Origin of the sequence: Paenibacillus sp. LC231 (assembly GCF_001860525.1) — a bacterium.
GTDB lineage: Bacteria > Bacillota > Bacilli > Paenibacillales > Paenibacillaceae > Paenibacillus_AQ.
The window spans coordinates 159,816-177,382 of the sequence record NZ_JFOM01000044.1 but is presented as its reverse complement, the minus strand read 5'-3'; the positions used below and the strand labels follow the sequence as shown (position 1 = coordinate 177,382).

At 48.3% G+C, this 17,567-nt stretch carries 19 protein-coding genes and 1 pseudogene; 10 read left to right on the top strand and 10 right to left on the bottom strand.

The window, feature by feature from the left end; translation table 11 throughout:
- Nucleotides 1-62: 62 nt before the first annotated feature.
- Nucleotides 63-1,244 (top strand): epoxide hydrolase family protein, encoded by a 1,182-nt coding sequence (locus tag AK95_RS24435; RefSeq protein ID WP_071222505.1) that lies wholly within the window; start codon nucleotides 63-65, stop codon nucleotides 1,242-1,244.
- 117 nt (nucleotides 1,245-1,361) lie between these two features.
- Here AK95_RS24435 and AK95_RS24430 read toward each other — a convergent pair whose 3' ends face one another.
- Together AK95_RS24430 and AK95_RS24425 are read right to left on the bottom strand one after the other, a co-directional pair.
- Nucleotides 1,362-1,544, bottom strand: coding sequence for an H-type small acid-soluble spore protein (locus tag AK95_RS24430; protein WP_071222503.1), 183 nt, complete (start codon nucleotides 1,542-1,544; stop codon nucleotides 1,362-1,364).
- 4 nt (nucleotides 1,545-1,548) lie between these two features.
- The gene (locus tag AK95_RS24425) at nucleotides 1,549-1,836 is read right to left on the bottom strand and encodes a hypothetical protein (RefSeq protein WP_162487646.1); all 288 of its coding nucleotides are present in this window, start codon (nucleotides 1,834-1,836) and stop codon (nucleotides 1,549-1,551) included.
- A 208-nt stretch (nucleotides 1,837-2,044) separates the two neighbouring features.
- Here AK95_RS24425 and ku point away from each other — a divergent pair, with 208 nt between their 5' ends.
- Genes ku through ligD form a run of 3 tightly spaced genes read left to right on the top strand, consistent with a single transcriptional unit; the run spans nucleotide 2,045 to nucleotide 4,808 of the window.
- Entirely contained in the window at nucleotides 2,045-2,974 is a 930-nt protein-coding gene (ku, locus tag AK95_RS24420; protein WP_071222501.1) for a non-homologous end joining protein Ku, read from the top strand.
- 14 nt (nucleotides 2,975-2,988) lie between these two features.
- Nucleotides 2,989-3,885, top strand: coding sequence for an ATP-dependent DNA ligase (locus tag AK95_RS24415; protein ID WP_235613220.1), 897 nt, complete (start codon nucleotides 2,989-2,991; stop codon nucleotides 3,883-3,885).
- A 5-nt stretch (nucleotides 3,886-3,890) separates the two neighbouring features.
- Entirely contained in the window at nucleotides 3,891-4,808 is a 918-nt protein-coding gene (ligD, locus tag AK95_RS24410) for a non-homologous end-joining DNA ligase (protein ID WP_071222499.1), read from the top strand.
- On the opposite strand, the gene AK95_RS24405 is transcribed toward ligD, so the two are convergent.
- Nucleotides 4,791-5,885 (bottom strand): SPL family radical SAM protein, encoded by a 1,095-nt coding sequence (locus tag AK95_RS24405; RefSeq protein WP_071222498.1) that lies wholly within the window; start codon nucleotides 5,883-5,885, stop codon nucleotides 4,791-4,793. The genes ligD and AK95_RS24405 overlap by 18 nt on opposite strands.
- A gap of 226 nt (nucleotides 5,886-6,111) precedes the next feature.
- Here AK95_RS24405 and AK95_RS24400 point away from each other — a divergent pair, with 226 nt between their 5' ends.
- Nucleotides 6,112-6,687, top strand: a complete 576-nt coding sequence (locus AK95_RS24400) for a TetR/AcrR family transcriptional regulator (protein ID WP_071222497.1) — start codon at nucleotides 6,112-6,114, stop codon at nucleotides 6,685-6,687.
- 49 nt (nucleotides 6,688-6,736) lie between these two features.
- Nucleotides 6,737-7,807 carry a serine hydrolase domain-containing protein gene (locus tag AK95_RS24395; RefSeq protein WP_071222496.1) on the top strand — a complete coding sequence of 357 codons (1,071 nt, stop codon included), beginning with the start codon at nucleotides 6,737-6,739 and terminating at the stop codon, nucleotides 7,805-7,807.
- Nucleotides 7,808-7,869: 62 nt separating this feature from the next.
- Here the strand turns inward: AK95_RS24395 and AK95_RS24390 are convergent, their stop codons facing one another.
- A complete protein-coding gene (locus tag AK95_RS24390) occupies nucleotides 7,870-8,787 on the bottom strand; it encodes a YitT family protein (protein ID WP_071222495.1) in 918 nt (305 codons plus the stop codon).
- A 156-nt stretch (nucleotides 8,788-8,943) separates the two neighbouring features.
- Nucleotides 8,944-10,374 (bottom strand): cardiolipin synthase, encoded by a 1,431-nt coding sequence (gene cls, locus AK95_RS24385; protein WP_071222494.1) that lies wholly within the window; start codon nucleotides 10,372-10,374, stop codon nucleotides 8,944-8,946.
- A gap of 238 nt (nucleotides 10,375-10,612) precedes the next feature.
- On the opposite strand from cls, the gene AK95_RS24380 reads away from it, so the two are divergent.
- Nucleotides 10,613-11,584 carry a M23 family metallopeptidase gene (locus AK95_RS24380; RefSeq protein WP_071222493.1) on the top strand — a complete coding sequence of 324 codons (972 nt, stop codon included), beginning with the start codon at nucleotides 10,613-10,615 and terminating at the stop codon, nucleotides 11,582-11,584.
- Nucleotides 11,585-11,616: 32 nt separating this feature from the next.
- Nucleotides 11,617-12,036, top strand: coding sequence for a bactofilin family protein (locus AK95_RS24375; protein WP_071222492.1), 420 nt, complete (start codon nucleotides 11,617-11,619; stop codon nucleotides 12,034-12,036).
- Nucleotides 12,037-12,170: 134 nt separating this feature from the next.
- Here the strand turns inward: AK95_RS24375 and AK95_RS24370 are convergent, their stop codons facing one another.
- Together AK95_RS24370 and AK95_RS24365 are read right to left on the bottom strand one after the other, a co-directional pair.
- Nucleotides 12,171-12,944: an ABC transporter permease gene (locus AK95_RS24370; RefSeq protein ID WP_235613219.1), complete on the bottom strand. Its 774-nt coding sequence runs from the start codon at nucleotides 12,942-12,944 to the stop codon at nucleotides 12,171-12,173.
- A complete protein-coding gene (locus AK95_RS24365; protein WP_071222490.1) occupies nucleotides 12,937-13,854 on the bottom strand; it encodes an ABC transporter ATP-binding protein in 918 nt (305 codons plus the stop codon). The genes AK95_RS24370 and AK95_RS24365 overlap by 8 nt, the downstream gene beginning before the upstream one ends.
- Nucleotides 13,855-14,438: 584 nt before the next feature.
- On the opposite strand from AK95_RS24365, the pseudogene AK95_RS24360 reads away from it, so the two are divergent.
- A pseudogene (locus tag AK95_RS24360) lies at nucleotides 14,439-14,630 on the top strand (helix-turn-helix domain-containing protein); the annotation flags it as partial.
- Between the two features lie 111 nt (nucleotides 14,631-14,741).
- On the opposite strand, the gene AK95_RS24355 reads toward AK95_RS24360, so the two are convergent.
- Entirely contained in the window at nucleotides 14,742-15,668 is a 927-nt protein-coding gene (locus tag AK95_RS24355) for an LCP family glycopolymer transferase (RefSeq protein ID WP_071222488.1), read from the bottom strand.
- A gap of 402 nt (nucleotides 15,669-16,070) precedes the next feature.
- Nucleotides 16,071-16,388 (bottom strand): hypothetical protein, encoded by a 318-nt coding sequence (locus tag AK95_RS24350; RefSeq protein WP_162487645.1) that lies wholly within the window; start codon nucleotides 16,386-16,388, stop codon nucleotides 16,071-16,073.
- Nucleotides 16,389-16,692: 304 nt separating this feature from the next.
- On the opposite strand from AK95_RS24350, the gene AK95_RS24345 reads away from it, so the two are divergent.
- Nucleotides 16,693-17,061: a helix-turn-helix domain-containing protein gene (locus AK95_RS24345; RefSeq protein ID WP_071222486.1), complete on the top strand. Its 369-nt coding sequence runs from the start codon at nucleotides 16,693-16,695 to the stop codon at nucleotides 17,059-17,061.
- Nucleotides 17,062-17,151: 90 nt separating this feature from the next.
- On the opposite strand, the gene AK95_RS34595 is transcribed toward AK95_RS24345, so the two are convergent.
- Nucleotides 17,152-17,298: a hypothetical protein gene (locus tag AK95_RS34595; protein ID WP_179090689.1), complete on the bottom strand. Its 147-nt coding sequence runs from the start codon at nucleotides 17,296-17,298 to the stop codon at nucleotides 17,152-17,154.
- Between the last annotated feature and the right edge of the window lie 269 nt (nucleotides 17,299-17,567).

Sequence of the window (17,567 nt, the reverse complement as noted above, 5' to 3'; positions counted from 1 at the left end):
GTCAATCATCAGACATTATAGTGAAACCATAACGATGATAAAAAGATTTGAGGAGGATTATAATGAACCCTACGAATGTATCGAATACAGCCCCATTTTCTGAAGAAACCATACTTCCATTTCGCATTCAAATTCCAGAGTCGGACCTGCTTGACCTTAAGGAACGTTTGACCCGCACTCGCTGGCCTGATGACCTGGAGGATCATCACTGGGAATATGGCACGCCGCTGTCTTACCTGAAAGAGTTATCAACCTATTGGAAGGATGTTTACGATTGGCGTAAATATGAAGCCATGTTGAATGAATTCCCTCAATATACGACCACCATCGATGGGCAAAACATTCACTTCCTGCATGTTCGCTCCCCTGAGCCTGAAGCACTTCCTCTAATCATAACCCATGGCTGGCCCGGATCGATTGTAGAGTTCACGCGTATGGTGGAACCGCTCACCAATCCCGGCAAGTACGGTGGGAATTCGTCCGATGCATTTCATCTTGTAATCCCGTCCCTCCCGGGCTTCGGCTTCTCCGGGCATACAACCGAACGCGGATGGAACATCGAGCGTGTCGCTAAAGCGTGGGATGAATTAATGCGCCGCCTGGGCTATGAACGATATGGAGCACAGGGGGGAGATACCGGGAGCATGGTTTCAACGGAACTTGGCCGGATCGCTGCAGAGCGAATCGTTGGCGTACATTGTAACGGTCTGTCTGTGTTTCCAACCGGAGATCCGGCTGAAAGCGAGAACCTTACGGCTGTAGAGAAACTTCGCTATGATGAATTAGCCGGTGGTGGATTTGAAGGGTCCGGATATGCCATCCTTCAGGCGACCAGACCCCAGACGCTTTCCTACGGCTTAACGGATTCCCCTGTTGGGCAGCTTGCATGGATAGTAGAGAAGTTTAAGGAATGGACCGATCCAACGGCCGATCTTCCTGAGGATGCGGTAGACCTTGAGCTCCTTCTTACGAATGTCTCGATCTATTGGCTGACAGCAACGGCAGGCTCCTCCGCAAGAATTTATAAAGAAAGCTCGAACAATTGGGGAGCGCCGGCACCATATTCCTCCGTGCCCACCGGCGTGGCGGTCTTTCCCAAAGACCTCTCCATTCGCAGTATGGTCGAGCAGCAGTACAATGTCGTCCATTGGTCAGAGTTCGACCGCGGCGGCCATTTCGCCGCATTGGAAGCTCCTGATCTGCTGACTGAAGATATCCGGTTATTTTTCAGAGAGATTCGTTGACGGCAGGGTCAACACAAACACACCTTATCCGGGTTCCAACTTACGGAGTCCGAAGTAAGGTGTATTTTTTCGTGTTTATTAAACAGTTTCCCGGAAAACTAGAGGCCCTGCAATAAGCTATTCGCCTTCTTTTAGCCGGTCTACGTCTACAGTCAGCGTATTGGTCGGACGGGAGCCGACCTGGACGGTGGCCATTCCGTTCTGCTGATCCACATGCTCGATCCACACGGACTCCCCTTCCAGGTTGACCTTGTAGATATCCTTGGAGTTGAAAATCTCTACGGCGCGCTGTATCTCCATACGTTTAATCCTCCTTCTCCCTATTTCTTGGCGATTCGTCCACGATGTCCATCGTATCGGTTGTGGAAGGGCCGATCAGCCCATTATCTATGGTGACATTGCCTCCGCCAAGGCCTTCGTTGATCATCCGGTCAATATCGAACATCGTAGATTCCCGAGAGATCTCGCTCTCCTCCGAGGTCAGGCTGTTCCAATCCACCATGTCCCCGTTCACCGATTCTGCAGCGGAATGATCCGAGGCCCTGTCCTTCTGTATCTCTTCCGACGTGTGGGTTTCTCTAGGCTCCGTCATGACGAAAATTACCTCCTTATACAGGCAGCGTTCAACGTCAATATGCCACAAACAGGTTCTAATTATGCAATCCTGAGCTATAACTCATACTAGAGTCTTTTTTTGGGCACACTGATAGAGGTAGTACAAAAAGTCATAGTAGTCGTTTATTACGTTTACTACACGGTCATACCCAAACATATTAGAATTTGATAGGAGGTTTCATAGAATGCATACGGTATGGAAGGGCGCGATCAGCTTTGGTCTGGTGCACGTCCCTGTCAAGATGTTCTCGGCCACGGAAGATAAGGATATTTCGATGCGGTACATTCACAAGGAGTGCGGCAGCCCGCTCTCTTACATCCGCAAATGTCCGGTATGTGAAGAGGAAGTGGCCTGGGAGGAAATTACGAAGGGATACGAGTATGAGAAGGGGAAATTCGTGCTGTTCGAAAAAGAGGAATTGGAGCAGCTGGCGGAACAGAACAGCAAAAATATAACGATTCTGGACTTTGTGGATCTGACCGAAATTGACCCGATTTATTTTCAAAAGACGTACTACCTCTCGCCGGATCAAGCAGGCGCAAACGCATATCGGCTCCTGCTGGAAGCGATGAAGCAGTCCGGCAAAATCGGCATCGCCAAAATCGCCATTCGCTCGAAGAGCAGTTTGGCGGCGATCCGGGTGCTCGATGAATGCTTGTCGATTGAGACGATTTTCTACCCGGATGAGATCCGGCCAATCTCCCAGGTCCCGAATTTGCCTGAAAGAACCGAGGTCAACTCCAAGGAACTCGATATGGCCAAATTGCTGATTGACCAGTTGTCGACTCCCTTTGATCCTGAGAAATACACGGATGATTATCGCGAACGTCTGCTGGATCTGATCAACAGTAAAGTATCCGGTGAAGAAATCAAAATTGCCCCTGCTCGTCAGGAGACCAACGTTGTCGATCTGATGGCTGCCCTCCAGGCAAGCATCGAGGCTGTAAAGCCGATCGGAACGGATCCGGGCACCAAACCGAAGCCACGTAAAACGACCCGGAAGACGGCAGCCAAAGAACCTGCTGCCAAGGTCAGCGGCGGAGAAGGCGAGCTTGACGCACCGAAGCCGAAGCGCCGAACAACCAAATCCAAGAAATCCGACTCCACATCCTAATCCGTATGGGACAAATGCAGAATCTGCTGCCCAAAGAGCCGATGGCACCGATCTCGACGGATCAAATCACGACGGGCGAGGATTGGGGTTATCAACTGAAATGGGATGGTGTGCGCATACTCGCCGGACTTGACCAAAACCTCGTATCGCTATATTCCCGCAAGCTGCTCGATAAAACGTCGCTGTATCCCGAAGTCGTTCAGGCATTATCGGGCTTGCATGAACGGCGTCTTCTTTTGGATGGTGAGGTTGTCTATTTTCATCCGGAGTTGGGTCGTCCCGTGTTTCAGAAGGTACTTCAGCGGGAGCGTTCGCGTGCGATCAGCACGAACGCTCCCCTGTTTACTTATGTTCTCTTCGATATTCTGGTGGACGGCGACCAAGACTTGCGTAAGCTGCCCTATCTTGAACGTCACCACCGCCTGAAGGAGATTGTTTCCGACACGCCGGGCCTGCTGATCGCAGATCTGTTTCTTGAAGGCGAGCATTTATGGAATTGGGCCGAAGCACGGGGATGGGAGGGCATTGTAATGAAGCGCCTTTCCTCTCCTTATCGTGAAGGCAAGAAACACCGGGATTGGTACAAGAAAAAGATTGCCGTGAACATGACAGCCACCGCCGTCGCCATGATCATCAGGGAAGGCCGTGTGGCCAGCCTTGTCATTGCCGATGACGATGGCAATTACATCGGCCGCGCCTCCCTGGGGCTTAATGAGCAGACGAAGAAGAGGCTGCTGCAATATGCCGAAATGCATCGTGCTGACGCGGTATGGAGTATGCTCCATACCGACCTGAAGAAGGAACAGTTGGCCTGGCTTAGCCAGCCGCTCTCAGTTCAGGTCACATTTCTCGAGTGGAGTCAGGATGGCATGATGCGCCATCCCAAACTCGTATCGATTGAGGGGGTGTAAACCATATGGCTCGTACCGTCAAAGGCACCCTGACGATCGAGGGACAGGAGATTCAAATTACGAATCCAGACAAACCGCTTTGGCCGGAAGTCGGCATTACCAAAGCGATGTATCTGCAAAAGCTTGCGGCCATCTCCCCGTTCCTGCTCCGGTACTGCCGGGGCAGGCTGCTCACGACCATCCGGTATCCGCACGGAGCCGAAGGCGAATCCTTCTATCAGAAAAATGCGCCGGAGCCGCTGCCTCCTTTTGTTCAGACCTATGTGCACGAAAATATTAACTACGTGCTGCTCAACGGACTGCCGGAGCTGCTCTGGCTGGGGAACCTGGCTGCGCTTGAGTTTCACCCTTCACTGCACCTCGCAGGCAGCAATCTGCCCTGCGAATGGATGATTGATCTGGATCCAACGCTGCCGGAGGAGCCGCGCATCATGGAGGCGACTGCCATTGTAGGGGACGTACTGACCTCGTTGGGCCTGTCCTCCGTCCCGAAAACCTCAGGTGCTACCGGGGTCCAGATCATCGTTCCCATTCAGGAAGGCATTACGTTCGATGAACTTCGAACGGTCGGCCAATTCGTGGGGCAATATGTAACCGAGAAATTCCCCAAGCTGTTCACCATTGAACGGCTGAAGAAGAATCGCGGCGATAAAATCTACTTCGATTATCTTCAGCATTACAGCGGAAGGACACTCGCCGCTCCTTATACCCCGCGGGCCCGGCGGCTGGGGACCGTCTCTACGCCGCTCACTTGGGACGAGGTCCGTCAGGACGTTTCTCCCACGGAGTTTCATCTGCTGAACATCGAGGAACGATTAAGAGAGAAGGGGGACCTGCTGCAGACCCTGCCTCCTCAACCGATAGAGAACGTCATCCGACATCTGAAGCCACAAGGAAAGGCAGCGTCAAAAAGGAAAGGATAGCTGCTCAACATCCGGCATAAGCTCCTCCCCGGAGACCGGTGCGGCCGGTTGCGGCAGCTTCCTTGGCTTCACAGAAACAGCAGCCAAATCTTGCGCTAAACGAAGATGATCGCGAGCGCCTTCCACCTGCGCCCCGTCCTCTTGAGAAGTCCCGCTTCCGATCGTCCCGGACTGGCTCACGCCAGCAGCAGATGCCCCCGGGGTCAGTCCATTCAGTTCACATTCGTTCAGCAGCCTGGCTGCCATCGACTTGAAGGAGCGTACGTAATGCTCTTCGGCATATGCGCCCTGCGCATATAACTCACGGTAAGGCTGAACCACTTCAGGAAACTGGTGTTTCAGTGTTTCGATATACCATTTCTTCACATCGCGTGAGAGTCTCAGCAGCGAGATCATGGCAAAGGAAACGCCCCTTACCTTCGCCTGCGACAAGAGCTCCCTCAGCTCCGATTCCTTATCCGTCAAAAAGGGCAGCACAGGCGCCACAAACAAACCCGTTCTTATGCCTGCAGCCGATAATCGGTGGATCGTATCGAGCCTGCCCTCCGGATGAGGCGATGCCGGCTCCAGCTTCCGGATGATGTCCCCATTCAGCGTGTTGAGGCTCATGTTGACAGATACATTCTCCATCCGGGACAATATGTCCATATCCCTGAGCACGAGCGGAGATCGCGTTGTAATGCTCGTGGAAATGCGGTATTTAGCTAGCAGCTTCAGGCACTCCCGCGTAATGCCCTCCTTGCTCTCGATTGGCTGATACGGATCGGTTGCCGTACCGATCGTAACCTGTCCTATTGATCTTTGCATCGCTTCAATATCATGATCAAACTTCTTCGCTGCACTCGATAACTGCTTCTCCAGCGCTTCCGCTGCATTCGACTTCATAAAGATATGATGCTGAAACTCATCCTCCGCCCCCATGCCGATGAAGGATTGGAAAGCGCGAGCATAACAAAAGCTGCAGCCATGCCCGCACCCGCGGTACGGATTGATGGACCAATCGAAGGGCATCCTCTCTTCCTTCACTCTGTTTAAAGTCTGTTTGGTGGTTATACGTTCATAATGCGTACGAGCCATTCCTCTTCCTCCCCTCTGATCCTGTATTACTATCTTGAATTATTTCATATTTTAACAAACATATGTTCTTATTATAAGTGGATTTTACTGGATTTACAAACCAACCTTCAGCGCACCACATGATAATCGGTTGAACTCCGTCCATTTAAGCTTTATAATCATTAAATATCATGTGATATGTATCAACTGTTCCACATATAAATTATCTAAGGAGTTGCAGACAGTCATGGCACCGAAAACGAGGTTCACCAAACAAGATATCGTGCTAGCCGCATTTGACATTGCCCAGACCGATGGGATCGAGTCCATTACGATTCGTAAAGTAGCTGAACGTCTGGGCAGCTCCATCGCGCCGATCTATGTCAATTTCAACGATGCTGAAGAACTGATTCAACAGGTCGTCGATAAGACCTTCCAGGTAGCCCGTGGATTGATTACAGAGCAGAAGTCCGGTCAGCCTTTCCGGGATATCGGCATGGCAAGTCTCCGATTCGCCAAGGAATACCCTGTGCTCTACCGGGATTTGATAATGAAGAACAATCCCCACATGAAGAATACCCCCGAACAAATTCGTGAGGTTATCGGGTTAATGAAGTTAGATCCGGAGCTTGCGGGATTTTCTGATCAGGAGCTGCAATCTATTTTATTGAAAATGCAAACCTTTCAGACAGGTCTCTGTATCATGCTAGCCAATGATCTGTTCACGGAGAGCGTTGATGACGACAAGATGATCCATATGATGGACGAGGCTGCTCAAGATTTCATACGTGCCGCTCGTTTGCGGAAACAGCAAGAGAAATGAATCTGCGTTAGGTGTCGATACATTTCGATCTATAGGAGGTATACGGAGAATGGGAAGAGCCCTGGAGCAGTCGCTTCTGGATGAATGGTTGGAACAGATCGCCAATAAAAAGAATGTGTTTAGCACGGTTCTGTGCGTCGAGGACCAGGAGCAATCACTATCCCTTGTCAGCAGCGGCGGGGCAATGAAGACTGAAGACCGCTATTTCATTGCCAGCGTGACCAAATTGTACGTGACAGCCGTAATATTGAAATTACGATCCGAGCAGCGGATTGGGCTCGATGATCCTATCGGCAAGTACCTCCCCGAAGAGATCATGGCGGGACTGCATACGATGGAGAACAAGGATTACTCTGAAGAAATCACCGTCAAACAGTTAATGTCCAACACGTCAGGCATCCCGGACTATTTTTCTGGAAAGGTCTTCTCCGACCTCATCGCCGGACATGATCAGGCTTGGAGTCTGGACAAAACATTGGATGCCGCCAGACGGCAAAAGCCCAGATTCAAACCTGGCCAGAGAAATAAAGCCCAATATTCCGACACCAATTACCGGCTGCTTGGCCGAATAATCGAGAATATCAAGGGCGAACCCATTCAGAACGTATTCAAGGAGTACATTTTCGACAGGCTGAATCTGATGCAGACGTATTTTTTTCATGATCCCGAGGATACAAGCCCCGTTCCTTTCTATTATAAGAAAAAGCGCTTGGACCTTCCTCTGTACATGGCGTCAATCGGAGCGGAAGGCGGCATCGTCTCAACGGCAAGGGAAACGATGATGTTCCTGCGCTCCTTTTTTAACGGGAAACTGTTTCCGATAGGTGATCTGGATGAACTCCAGCGACAATGGAACTTTCTCTGGGCACCGGGCCCCTTTTTCTATGGCACCGGCATTTCAAGACAGCCGCTATCTCCAATCAGCCTGGGACGGGGACTCATCGGTCACTGGGGTCAATCCGGCGCATTTGCCTTCCATCATCCTGAATCAGGACTCTATTTCACCGGAACCGTGAACCAGGCTGTCGGTCAATCCGCGGCTGTGCAGGCAATGACAATAATCATTCGCCATTATGGGCGGGAGAAGAAGACGCTTCACTTGCGCTCAGACACCCCTTAAACAAAAAAATGCTCCACCCGTGTTAACTCTGAACATGGGTGGAACATAGCACTTCATGGTGATTAATGTATGGCCTTCTTCTTAAAGCGGCCGCCCTTCACATCATGGATGTTACCGATGGCAACAAAAGCCTGGGAATCCCAATCTTCCACGATGGATTTGAGTTTCGCTTCTTCCAAACGGGTGATGACAACAAAGATAACCTTCTTGCTGTCCCCGGAATAAGCACCCTCTCCATCCAGATAGGTTACGCCGCGTCCCAAACGTTGGGTTAACGCATCACCGATCTCCTTATGCTTATCACTGATAATCCATACCGATTTGGATTGATCGATGCCTTCGATTGTAATGTCAATCAGTTTAAACGCCAGGTAATAAGCAATGAGCGAGTACATGGCATGATCCCAACCGAAAATAAATCCAGCACTGCCCAGAATAAATACGTTAATGAACATCACGATTTCCCCAACAGAGAACGGTGTCTTCTTGTTGATCAGAATGGCTACGATTTCCGTGCCGTCCAAGGAGCCGCCGGACCGGATTACAAGACCAACCCCGACCCCGAGCAGAACGCCGCCGAACACGGCCGCTAGCAGCGGATCGATGGTAATCGGATCGACGGGATGCAGAAAATAAGTTCCAATGGACATGATCACTACAGCGAACAGCGTGGATAATGCAAAAGTTTTCCCGATATGTTTATATCCCATAAACAAAAATGGAAGGTTGAATAAGGTCAGGAATATACCAAGCGGAAAATCCGTGATATGGGAAACCATAATGGATATCCCGGTAATGCCTCCGTCAATAATTTTGTTGGGCACCAGAAAGATCTCCAGCCCTACTGCCATTAGTACCGCACCGAAAGTTAAGAACACCAGACGACGGAGAAGCTTCAAGGTGGTTGAGCCTGCCTTGGGATTCTCCGGCTTCTGCTGCTCCGCTTTCACTTGTGCAAGAATCTTCACATCACTTGACATAAATCTCCCCCGTTCAACTTATGAAAAATAAGCTAATTTATATTTATAAGTGAAAACCTTATAAATATTCTATCATATAAACAAATGCTGGACATAGAACTTTCAGGCTTCTTCCTGAATTTCACTTTACCCTGCATTCCGCGTAAGATGTTAAAGCTAAAGCATGGGAGACAGCATCCTACATAATATTTCGGCAGCTTTCTGCCATCTTCCGCGCTGACGAAACACCTCCGGATCCATAAGCCTGCTCTGTTTAAGATCCTCCTTAAAATCCGCAACCAACCGCTGTATAGGCAGCTGATCAAACAGCACGGCGGTCAGCTCGAAATTACAGAAAAAACTCCGCATATCCATATTCGCCGTACCGACCGAGCCGAGAAGCTCATCCACAATGAGCACCTTGGCATGGATGAATCCTTTTTCATACTCGTAGAAGGTAACTCCCGCTGCCAACAGCTCTTCCACATAGGACAAGCTCGCCATTTTTACAAAACGGGAATCGGCACGATCCGGAATAATGATCCGTACATCCACACCACTCACCGCCGCCGTCTTCAGCGCTTCATATATTCCTTCATCCGGAATGAAATAAGGCGTAGTGATCCATATCCGTTCTTTGGCTACGGATATCGCCCCAAAGCACATCTCCTGGATGGCATTCCAGTTCAGATCCGGTCCGCTGCTCAATATTTGCACTTGTTCATCCCCGGTGCATTGATGCTCCGGGAACAGCCCGAAATCCGCAATGCGTTCTCCGGATGCGAGCTTCCAATCATGCAAAAACACATTTTGCAGGAAGTAGACCGCATCTCCCTTTACCTCCAGATGCGTGTCGCGCCAGTAGCCCATTTTCGGATATTCGCCCAGATAGTCGTCCCCGACGTTAATCCCGCCAAGAAAACCGATTATCCCATCCACCACGACGATTTTACGGTGATTCCGGTAATTGATTCTGCGGCTGAACATCGAAACCATGGCGGGCAGGAAGAAATAGAACTCCACTCCCGATTCCTTGAACCGCCGAATGAACGTTTTCTTAAGTTTATAACTGCCAAGCCCGTCACAAACCAGGCGTACCTTGACGCCTTCTTGCGCCTTTCGGATCATGACCTCCTGAAACTTCGTGCCGATCCGGTCATGACGAAAGATATAGAACTCCACATGGATGTGGTCTTTGGCCTGTTCCATAGCACGCAGCATGGCATCGTAAGTCTCTTCTCCATCCGTCAACACGCGGCTCTGATTACAGCCTGTAATCGGACTCTCCGACAAGTGATTGAGCAGATTGAACAAACGGTCATTATGATGAAATTCCGCATTGTTCATGCCTTCCTTGTTCCAAACAACGGCGGCCCGATCCCACAGGTGTCCCCTAAGCTCCTGAAACAGTCTGGAGCCCCGCTTGCGAATCTTCAATCGCTTCTGATAGTCCCTAGCCACAAAGAAATAGAGTACAAACCCGATCAATGGGAGGCAAAATAAAATAAACAGCCAGGCCACGGCCTTGGACGGATTCCGAAACTCCAGCAACAGCACTGCAACCATCTGCAAAATAAAAGTAATAAGTGCAACCAGAAGCCACACCATACCGGCAGCCTCCTCACCATGAATAATAGTCGTATTTTGAATCGATTAACTACACTACATCATTGACCAATTCCATATGTATTTATTCAATTACCCAATGGCGCACCATACTGAATAAATTCTCTTAATTAATATTTTTTGACATGTTCTTCGAAAGAATAGAATACATACTAGATAAGGAGCTGGCCAAGTCTAGCGGGTACCATGATCCATAAACGATGTATGGAAGGGAGATGCCATGAAAACCACACACCGTAAACAACGCTTAACCTTGCTGGTGCTTCGGGATGCCCAGCATACAGTCAAACAGATCCATCTGTCCAAGCCTCTAATGATAGCGGTGCCCGCGGCCGCTATTTTGTCCATCGCCGGACTGATCGTTTCCCTGCAGATCCAGTCGGCCCAGACGATCTCGGGGCTGGAGCAGCAGCTGATGCTCAAAAACCTGGAAGCCTTAAAGATGGAAGTGACGGTTACCGACAAGGAAGAAGCCATAGAACGTCTAAACAAAGCCATCATTCAGCTGTCGGGCGAAGCAGAGCAAACGAAGGTCCAGATGGAGCGCGTTCAGCAGCTGGAGCAGGAGCTTCAGCAGTTTATTCAGAAGCACGGCAGCTTGTCAGGACAGACCTCCTCCATCACGGCTGAGGATAAGCAGCATGTCGGAGGGGAATTCATTGCCGTTCATGAGAATGGAATGTTAAGTCTCGCGAAGGAGACTCAGGATGATTTTGAAGAGATTCAGCAGTTGATTTCTCGCATGGAGCAGCATATTCCGCGTACGCTGGATCAGGCTCAGGAAACCCAAGAGAAACGTGAAGGCACACCCTCTCTATGGCCGACCACCTCTAAGCGGCTGACATCGAATTTCGGTTATCGGAGCGATCCTTTTACCGGGCGTTCGGCCTATCATGCCGGCATCGATATTGCCGGTAAAACCGGCGATCCGATCTATGCCGCCGGTGCCGGTGAGGTGACGGCAGCGGAACGCAGCGGAGCTCGAGGGCTTTATATCGTCGTCAAACATCCAAATGGACTGGAGACCTGGTATATGCATCTGGACAGCCTGGACGTGTCGGTAGGTGATTATGTCGATCAAGGTGATACCATCGGCAAGCTGGGTTCCTCCGGGCGAAGCACAGGCCCTCATCTTCATTTTCAGGTCGTCAAAAACAACCAAACGATTGACCCGTTGCCTTATCTGCAGTAACAACATCCAATCTTGGTGAGGAGGAATATAATATGAAAAAGAAAAACAAGAACAAGCGGGCTTCAGAGAGAACGGATACGCTGATTGGGCCGGGAAGCGAAGTGGAAGGTGTGCTTCAATGCGAAGAAAACCTGCGGATTGACGGCCGCTTTAACGGCTCCATCGAAAGCCAAGGCTGTGTCACGATCGGCGAAGAAGCCATTGCCCGCTCCAATATCTCCGCTCGGGAGGTCATCGTGGCCGGCAAGGTGTATGGCGATGTAACGGCAGAAAACAAACTGACCATTACGCCTACGGGACAAATGTACGGGGATGTTTACGCCGCTTCCCTGATCGTTATGGAAGGCGGACTCCTGAATGGGGCTAGCCGAATGGACCATCCAACCTCCAATCAAGATGCTGCAGAGTCAACGGACACCACACTGCCGCTTCAGCGTTCGGAAGCAGGTTAACCTAAGCGTATGGACGACCACTCGAACCCGGCAGTTTTATATAGAGCGGCTAGTTCTTTCAGCCGACATCATCAAAGAGCCCCTTCCCATCCATGTTCACACGGGCAGAAGGAGCTCTTTTCTTATTCATAAAATTAAGCTGCAACGTCTCTCCTCGTAAAGGCCAACCAAGAGATGAGCATGAACAACAAACTATAAACAACCAGAATGGTGATGGAGAACCCTAGCCCCACTCCCCCCGGTCCGACCGGCGACTGAATGTAACCGCTCAGGTCGGTGTGGAGAAAGAGTAAGTACTTCGCCCATGCAAACCGCTCCGGATTAAAGATAAAGCCGAAAATATCCTTGGTGAACAGCACCAGCAGCGATAAGCCAATCGCCAAACCGCCAGAACGAAACACCGTAGAAAGCATAAACGCAATCAGCGAGATGACCAGCGCCTGGGTCGTATCGGTCAGCAGGAGAAGCAGCGAATTGTTCATCGAAGATCCCTCGAATCCGCCCGACAATCCGGTATTTCCGGAGAATAACAGCAGCGACATAGCGATCCCTACCACAGCCGTGATTCCTGCACAGAGCAGACCGAATAGAATCAGAGCGGTGAATTTGGACAACAGAATCTTCCCTCGGCTCCATGGCCGAATCAGCAGCAATTTGATGGTCCCTCCGGCAAACTCCCCTGCCACGATATCCGCCGCGATGATCACCGTGAAGATCGTACTCAGGTAGATGGTGAAACTCTCCGTCCATGTGAATACGGTCCAGACATCCATCGGCGCATTCGTAAAGTACAGCATGGTAGGCATAGCCACATTAAACAAGAGAAGAATCGCCAGCATGACCCATGTCCGTACGCGATAGTAAATTTTCATATTCTCATTGGCTACAAGACGGGTAAAGTTATTCAACAACGAATCCCCCTCCCGTCATTTCCAAAAATTGATCCTCAAGGGACCGGGTCACCGGCTGTATGGCATAGACGCGTATGCCGGCTCCGACCAATGTCGCGTTGATATCCGCAATCATATTCTCGTCACCGCGGACAATGATTCGGTGATCGCGGGCTGACGCTTGAAATTCTTGGAGCAGCGCCGCCGCTGCTTCCGCGTCATTGACGGTAAATGCCGTCTCTTCAAACACACGCTCTCCCTCAGCCGTCCGCAGCTGCCGGATATCAATCAGCTTGCCGTGACGTATAATGCCAACGGTATCACACATCAGCTCCATCTCGGACAGCAAATGACTGGAGACGAATACGGTCGTCCCTTCCTCCTGCGTCAATCTGCGCAAATAATCTCGCAGCTCCCGAATGCCCTGCGGGTCCAATCCATTCGTAGGCTCGTCCAGGATCAGAAGCTTCGGCCGGTGCAGCAGTGCCTGCGCCACGCCGAGCCGTTGGCGCATCCCCAGCGAATAGGTCTGCACTTTCTCATGAATCCGATTCCCGAGCCCTACGAGTTCCACCACCTCATCGATACGTTCCTTGGTAATGCCCTGCATCATGCGCGCAAAATGCTTCAGGTTGTTATAACCAGACAAAAATTTATACATCTCCGGGTTCTCGACAATCGCGCCAATCTGGGCGGCTGCCTGCTCATAATTCTTCTGTATGCTGTAACCCCCGATGGTAATATCCCCTTGAGTGATGGACATCAGCCCGACCATCATGCGAATGGTTGTTGTCTTGCCAGCCCCGTTCGGTCCAAGAAACCCGAAGATTTGCCCAGATGGGATATCTAAAGTCACATTATCCACCAAAACCTTGGACGAGATTTTCTTCGTAACCCCGAGCAGTCTTACCAGCGGTTCCTGCTTCATGTAATCTATTCTCCTTTGCCCTTGTATCATGCAATCTCCACAATTATACAATACTAGAGCAAAGGACAAAATTGTTGAATGCATGACCCCTATATTTGCTGTTATTGGAGCCGTCTACTCGCGATGCACCAACAAAGCCGATTGACACGCCTTGCAGACTCCCGCCGGAACATTATGCTTATAGAATCCGGTTTTATACAAGCTGTGGCTTTGTGCAATAGGAAGCATCCGACAGCAACTGACGCAATACATCATCACTTCTTTCATCCCGTCATCTCCTCTTTCGGGATAGATGCATCTATATCTATGCACAGTATGATACAAAATGTATCTACTACAAAAATTCTATATAAATTGTTACTCTTTGTCAAACCTAAATCAAGCAAATTATGATAAGACTACAGGACCTGGGATAGCCATGATTATCGGAAAGATAAAGATACATTTTTTTCTAAATTTTTAATAAATGATACAATATGTATTGACGATCGATGGAATTTAAGATACATTTTGTATCATATTAGATGTTTTATAAGATGTAGGTTTGCTCTAAATTAATGGAACTTGTAGAGAGGTGATTATGAATGTCATATGGATCTCGCATTGCAAAATTGCGGGAGCAAAAAGGTTGGACCCAGGAAGAGCTATCCGAACGTATTGGTATCAGTCGGGCTTCTTTATCACATTATGAGAAAGATCGCAGAGAACCAAACTTGGAAACGCTAACAAGATTAGCGGACGTATTTCAAACCACGATTGATCAAATCATTGGAAGATAGTCTGTTCAATCCCCCCACTAAAAAATAATCAAAATAACCTAAAACTTCGATATTCTACTCCACACACAAAAACCCCCTTTACTCAAAAAGGGGGTTTTGTGTTGAGAATCATTCCATATACGCTTGTAACGTAGACGTTATCTTTTCTCTTTCTTGATCACCGACGATATAATACCATATTCCATTCATTTTTTGTCCATGGCCTGCGATTTCAACCTGCTCAACCTTTTTCAGTTTTTGACGGTACTCTGTTACAAACATCTTCATCTCTTCAAACGAAATATCCGTTTTGACGCTGTTTCCAACGTTATCCAAAAGCGATTCCAGTTTAAAAACAGTCGAAATCCTTATCAGCTTATTTAAGATCCCCTTCAGAACCTCCCGTTGCCTTGCATTCCTGCCTAAATCACCCTTAGGATCTTCAAACCGCATACGCGAGAATGCCAATGCTTCCTCACCGTTTAAGTTCAACTTCCCTTGATCAAAGTCATAGCCTGCATATTCGAACCGCATATGGTTATCCACGGTGACTCCACCCAATGAATCTACAATGCTGGAGAAGCCCTCCATATCCACTTTAATGTAGTAATCGATAGGGAATTGCAAAAAATTCTCCACGCTGCTGATCGACATCTCAACGCCTCCAAAGGCATAGGCATGGTTAATTTTATCCACCGTTCCATGTCCTACGATATCAGTCCTGGTATCACGTGGAATATTAAAAATAAGTACTGACCCCTTTGCAGGGTTTACTGCCATTAATATCATGACGTCGGATCGTCCACGATCATAGGGCCTTTGGTCTACGCCCATAACCAGAACAGTAAATGGATCAGCGTCCTTCATGTTTTTCTCTCCGACCTGAACAGTCGTCCGATCATGTACGAATGTTGGAACTACAGGCGAAGGCTCCCGCTCTTCGTAAATCCGAACCGCTGTCGACTTAATGGATTGATACGTATACAGAAGATAAGCTGAAGGCAGCAGTATAAGAATAGCCAGCAGCCACAGGACCCATTTCCTTGTCATTTTCATCCAGTGATGCCTCCATTGCGTTGACCTTATACTGTCCCGTTAAAGGTCGATGTTGAATCACGACTTAAAGCATAAATAAATACAGTGAAATCATCTTGAACAAAGATTAGGAGAAGGGAAACCAGCAGAAATATGTATCGAGGATGTTTCATGATTACAATGAACTAAATATACAACTCCGATTCGAGATTAGATAAAAATCCACATATGAAATTATATAATGAAGTCTCATTATTAGTAGGAGAAAAACAATGATATTCTAAACCTATCCCTCATCATGCATACGGATTTAAGGTAAAAGAACTAATGACCAAGCAACGTAAATATAGTAGAATAGCAATAAACCATGATAATGATGCATCGGGATTCCCTGTTCGCTGCAGGCTATCCATGAATTACGTTTCAGTTATAGAGACTCATTTTATTCGACTCGCTGTGACTGAACATCATTCGGTTCAACATACCCACGATACGGGTCTTTTTATCGCCGTCTGTATGGAATTCAGTATGATACAATTGGCGTCCATAAAAGAGCCCCCTTGATTCAATGTGGCCCGAAAGCAGAATATGATCCACATTATCATCAATTTCGTAACCCAATATAATATTAGAATGAATCGGTATTTCCCAAGGACATAGGAATACAAGACCACTGGGCAGCAGCTCTAGCGGTGTAACGGAATGACTTTTCCCATGAATGGTTAATTGCCCGATCTGCATGACTCTAATCCTTACCGTAATTTGGTGTTGGCGTTCTCGTAACATTGGAGGTAACCCATCCGCTCCTTATTATAATTTTTTGGTATGGGACATTTCTGCACTGGATAAAATGATACTAACTGTACCCAAACCTTTACATTGCAGATACAATATGTATCTCGTTAATGTTTATAATACGATACACATTGTATCTAGTCAATAAAAAGTAGTCTTTTTATGTATATAATAAATCGGCAGTTTTAACTTTATTGATCTATTCAATTAACTTCTATAGATACAAGCCATTCGAAAGGGGGATCAATGCGTGAACTACGGAGAACGAATATCTGAATTACGTGAACAGCATGGGTGGACTCAGGAAGAGCTCGCTACCTCTGTCGGTATTACACGTGCTGCACTATCCCATTATGAAAAAAATCGGCGCAAGCCCGATTTCGAAACATTGACCCGCCTGGCAGATCTGTTTGACGTATCCATAGATTATCTGATCGGGAGAACGACACAGGAAAAAACGGTGCTTGATACGGAAGTTCGATCGTTTGTGGACGGACTTGAACTATCCGATGAGGATTTATTGGAACGCTTTAACCTTACGGTGGACGGTCGCAAGCTAACCGAAGATGAAGCCAAGCGATTTATTGCATTTGTTCGCATGGAACGAGCCATGAAATAATGCTCATGCCCAAGAACTACAAAATCCCCGCCGTGTAGGATACGTTCATCGCTACATGCCGGGGATTTTATTGTCTTCATAAGATCATATCTAATCTTTTCTTAATTCCTCCATTTGCAGCCATTTATCAGGATGGATTCCCAATTGAGTCATGAGCTTATTGATGTCGATGTTCGTTTTCTGCTGGTCAAGCCGCTGCTCGGTGCTTCCGGAGCCTCTCTCCTTGTCCACACTCATTTCCACAACTACCTCGCTTATCTATAATTTCCTCTCCATCCCAGCTGCCAATGCTTGTTGAAATTACCATGTATACAGCAACAACCTATTAAACAACTTACTTACCAATATTATAACGAACGAATCCACATGATGCTGTCGTCTTATGGAGCCTTTGTCCTATGCTTCCGGTTCTAATTTTGTCGAATTTTCTTTTTGAATATTTTGTTGAATATTCAAATTTCTCAATGATACTAGCGTAACTTACTTATATATGAAAAAAAACCACA

Excerpts from the sequence above, each read along its gene's own strand:
- AK95_RS24435 (WP_071222505.1), top strand. The coding sequence starts at position 63 with ATGAACCCTACGAATGTATCGAATACAGCCCCATTTTCTGAAGAAACC.
- AK95_RS24430 (WP_071222503.1), bottom strand. The coding sequence starts at position 1,544 with ATGGAGATACAGCGCGCCGTAGAGATTTTCAACTCCAAGGATATCTAC.
- AK95_RS24425 (WP_162487646.1), bottom strand. The coding sequence starts at position 1,836 with ATGACGGAGCCTAGAGAAACCCACACGTCGGAAGAGATACAGAAGGAC.
- ku (WP_071222501.1), top strand. The coding sequence starts at position 2,045 with ATGCATACGGTATGGAAGGGCGCGATCAGCTTTGGTCTGGTGCACGTC.
- AK95_RS24415 (WP_235613220.1), top strand. The coding sequence starts at position 2,989 with ATGCAGAATCTGCTGCCCAAAGAGCCGATGGCACCGATCTCGACGGAT.
- ligD (WP_071222499.1), top strand. The coding sequence starts at position 3,891 with ATGGCTCGTACCGTCAAAGGCACCCTGACGATCGAGGGACAGGAGATT.
- AK95_RS24405 (WP_071222498.1), bottom strand. The coding sequence starts at position 5,885 with ATGGCTCGTACGCATTATGAACGTATAACCACCAAACAGACTTTAAAC.
- AK95_RS24400 (WP_071222497.1), top strand. The coding sequence starts at position 6,112 with ATGGCACCGAAAACGAGGTTCACCAAACAAGATATCGTGCTAGCCGCA.
- AK95_RS24395 (WP_071222496.1), top strand. The coding sequence starts at position 6,737 with ATGGGAAGAGCCCTGGAGCAGTCGCTTCTGGATGAATGGTTGGAACAG.
- AK95_RS24390 (WP_071222495.1), bottom strand. The coding sequence starts at position 8,787 with ATGTCAAGTGATGTGAAGATTCTTGCACAAGTGAAAGCGGAGCAGCAG.
- cls (WP_071222494.1), bottom strand. The coding sequence starts at position 10,374 with ATGGTGTGGCTTCTGGTTGCACTTATTACTTTTATTTTGCAGATGGTT.
- AK95_RS24380 (WP_071222493.1), top strand. The coding sequence starts at position 10,613 with ATGAAAACCACACACCGTAAACAACGCTTAACCTTGCTGGTGCTTCGG.
- AK95_RS24375 (WP_071222492.1), top strand. The coding sequence starts at position 11,617 with ATGAAAAAGAAAAACAAGAACAAGCGGGCTTCAGAGAGAACGGATACG.
- AK95_RS24365 (WP_071222490.1), bottom strand. The coding sequence starts at position 13,854 with ATGAAGCAGGAACCGCTGGTAAGACTGCTCGGGGTTACGAAGAAAATC.
- AK95_RS24355 (WP_071222488.1), bottom strand. The coding sequence starts at position 15,668 with ATGAAAATGACAAGGAAATGGGTCCTGTGGCTGCTGGCTATTCTTATA.
- AK95_RS24350 (WP_162487645.1), bottom strand. The coding sequence starts at position 16,388 with ATGCAGATCGGGCAATTAACCATTCATGGGAAAAGTCATTCCGTTACA.
- AK95_RS34595 (WP_179090689.1), bottom strand. The coding sequence starts at position 17,298 with ATGAGTGTGGACAAGGAGAGAGGCTCCGGAAGCACCGAGCAGCGGCTT.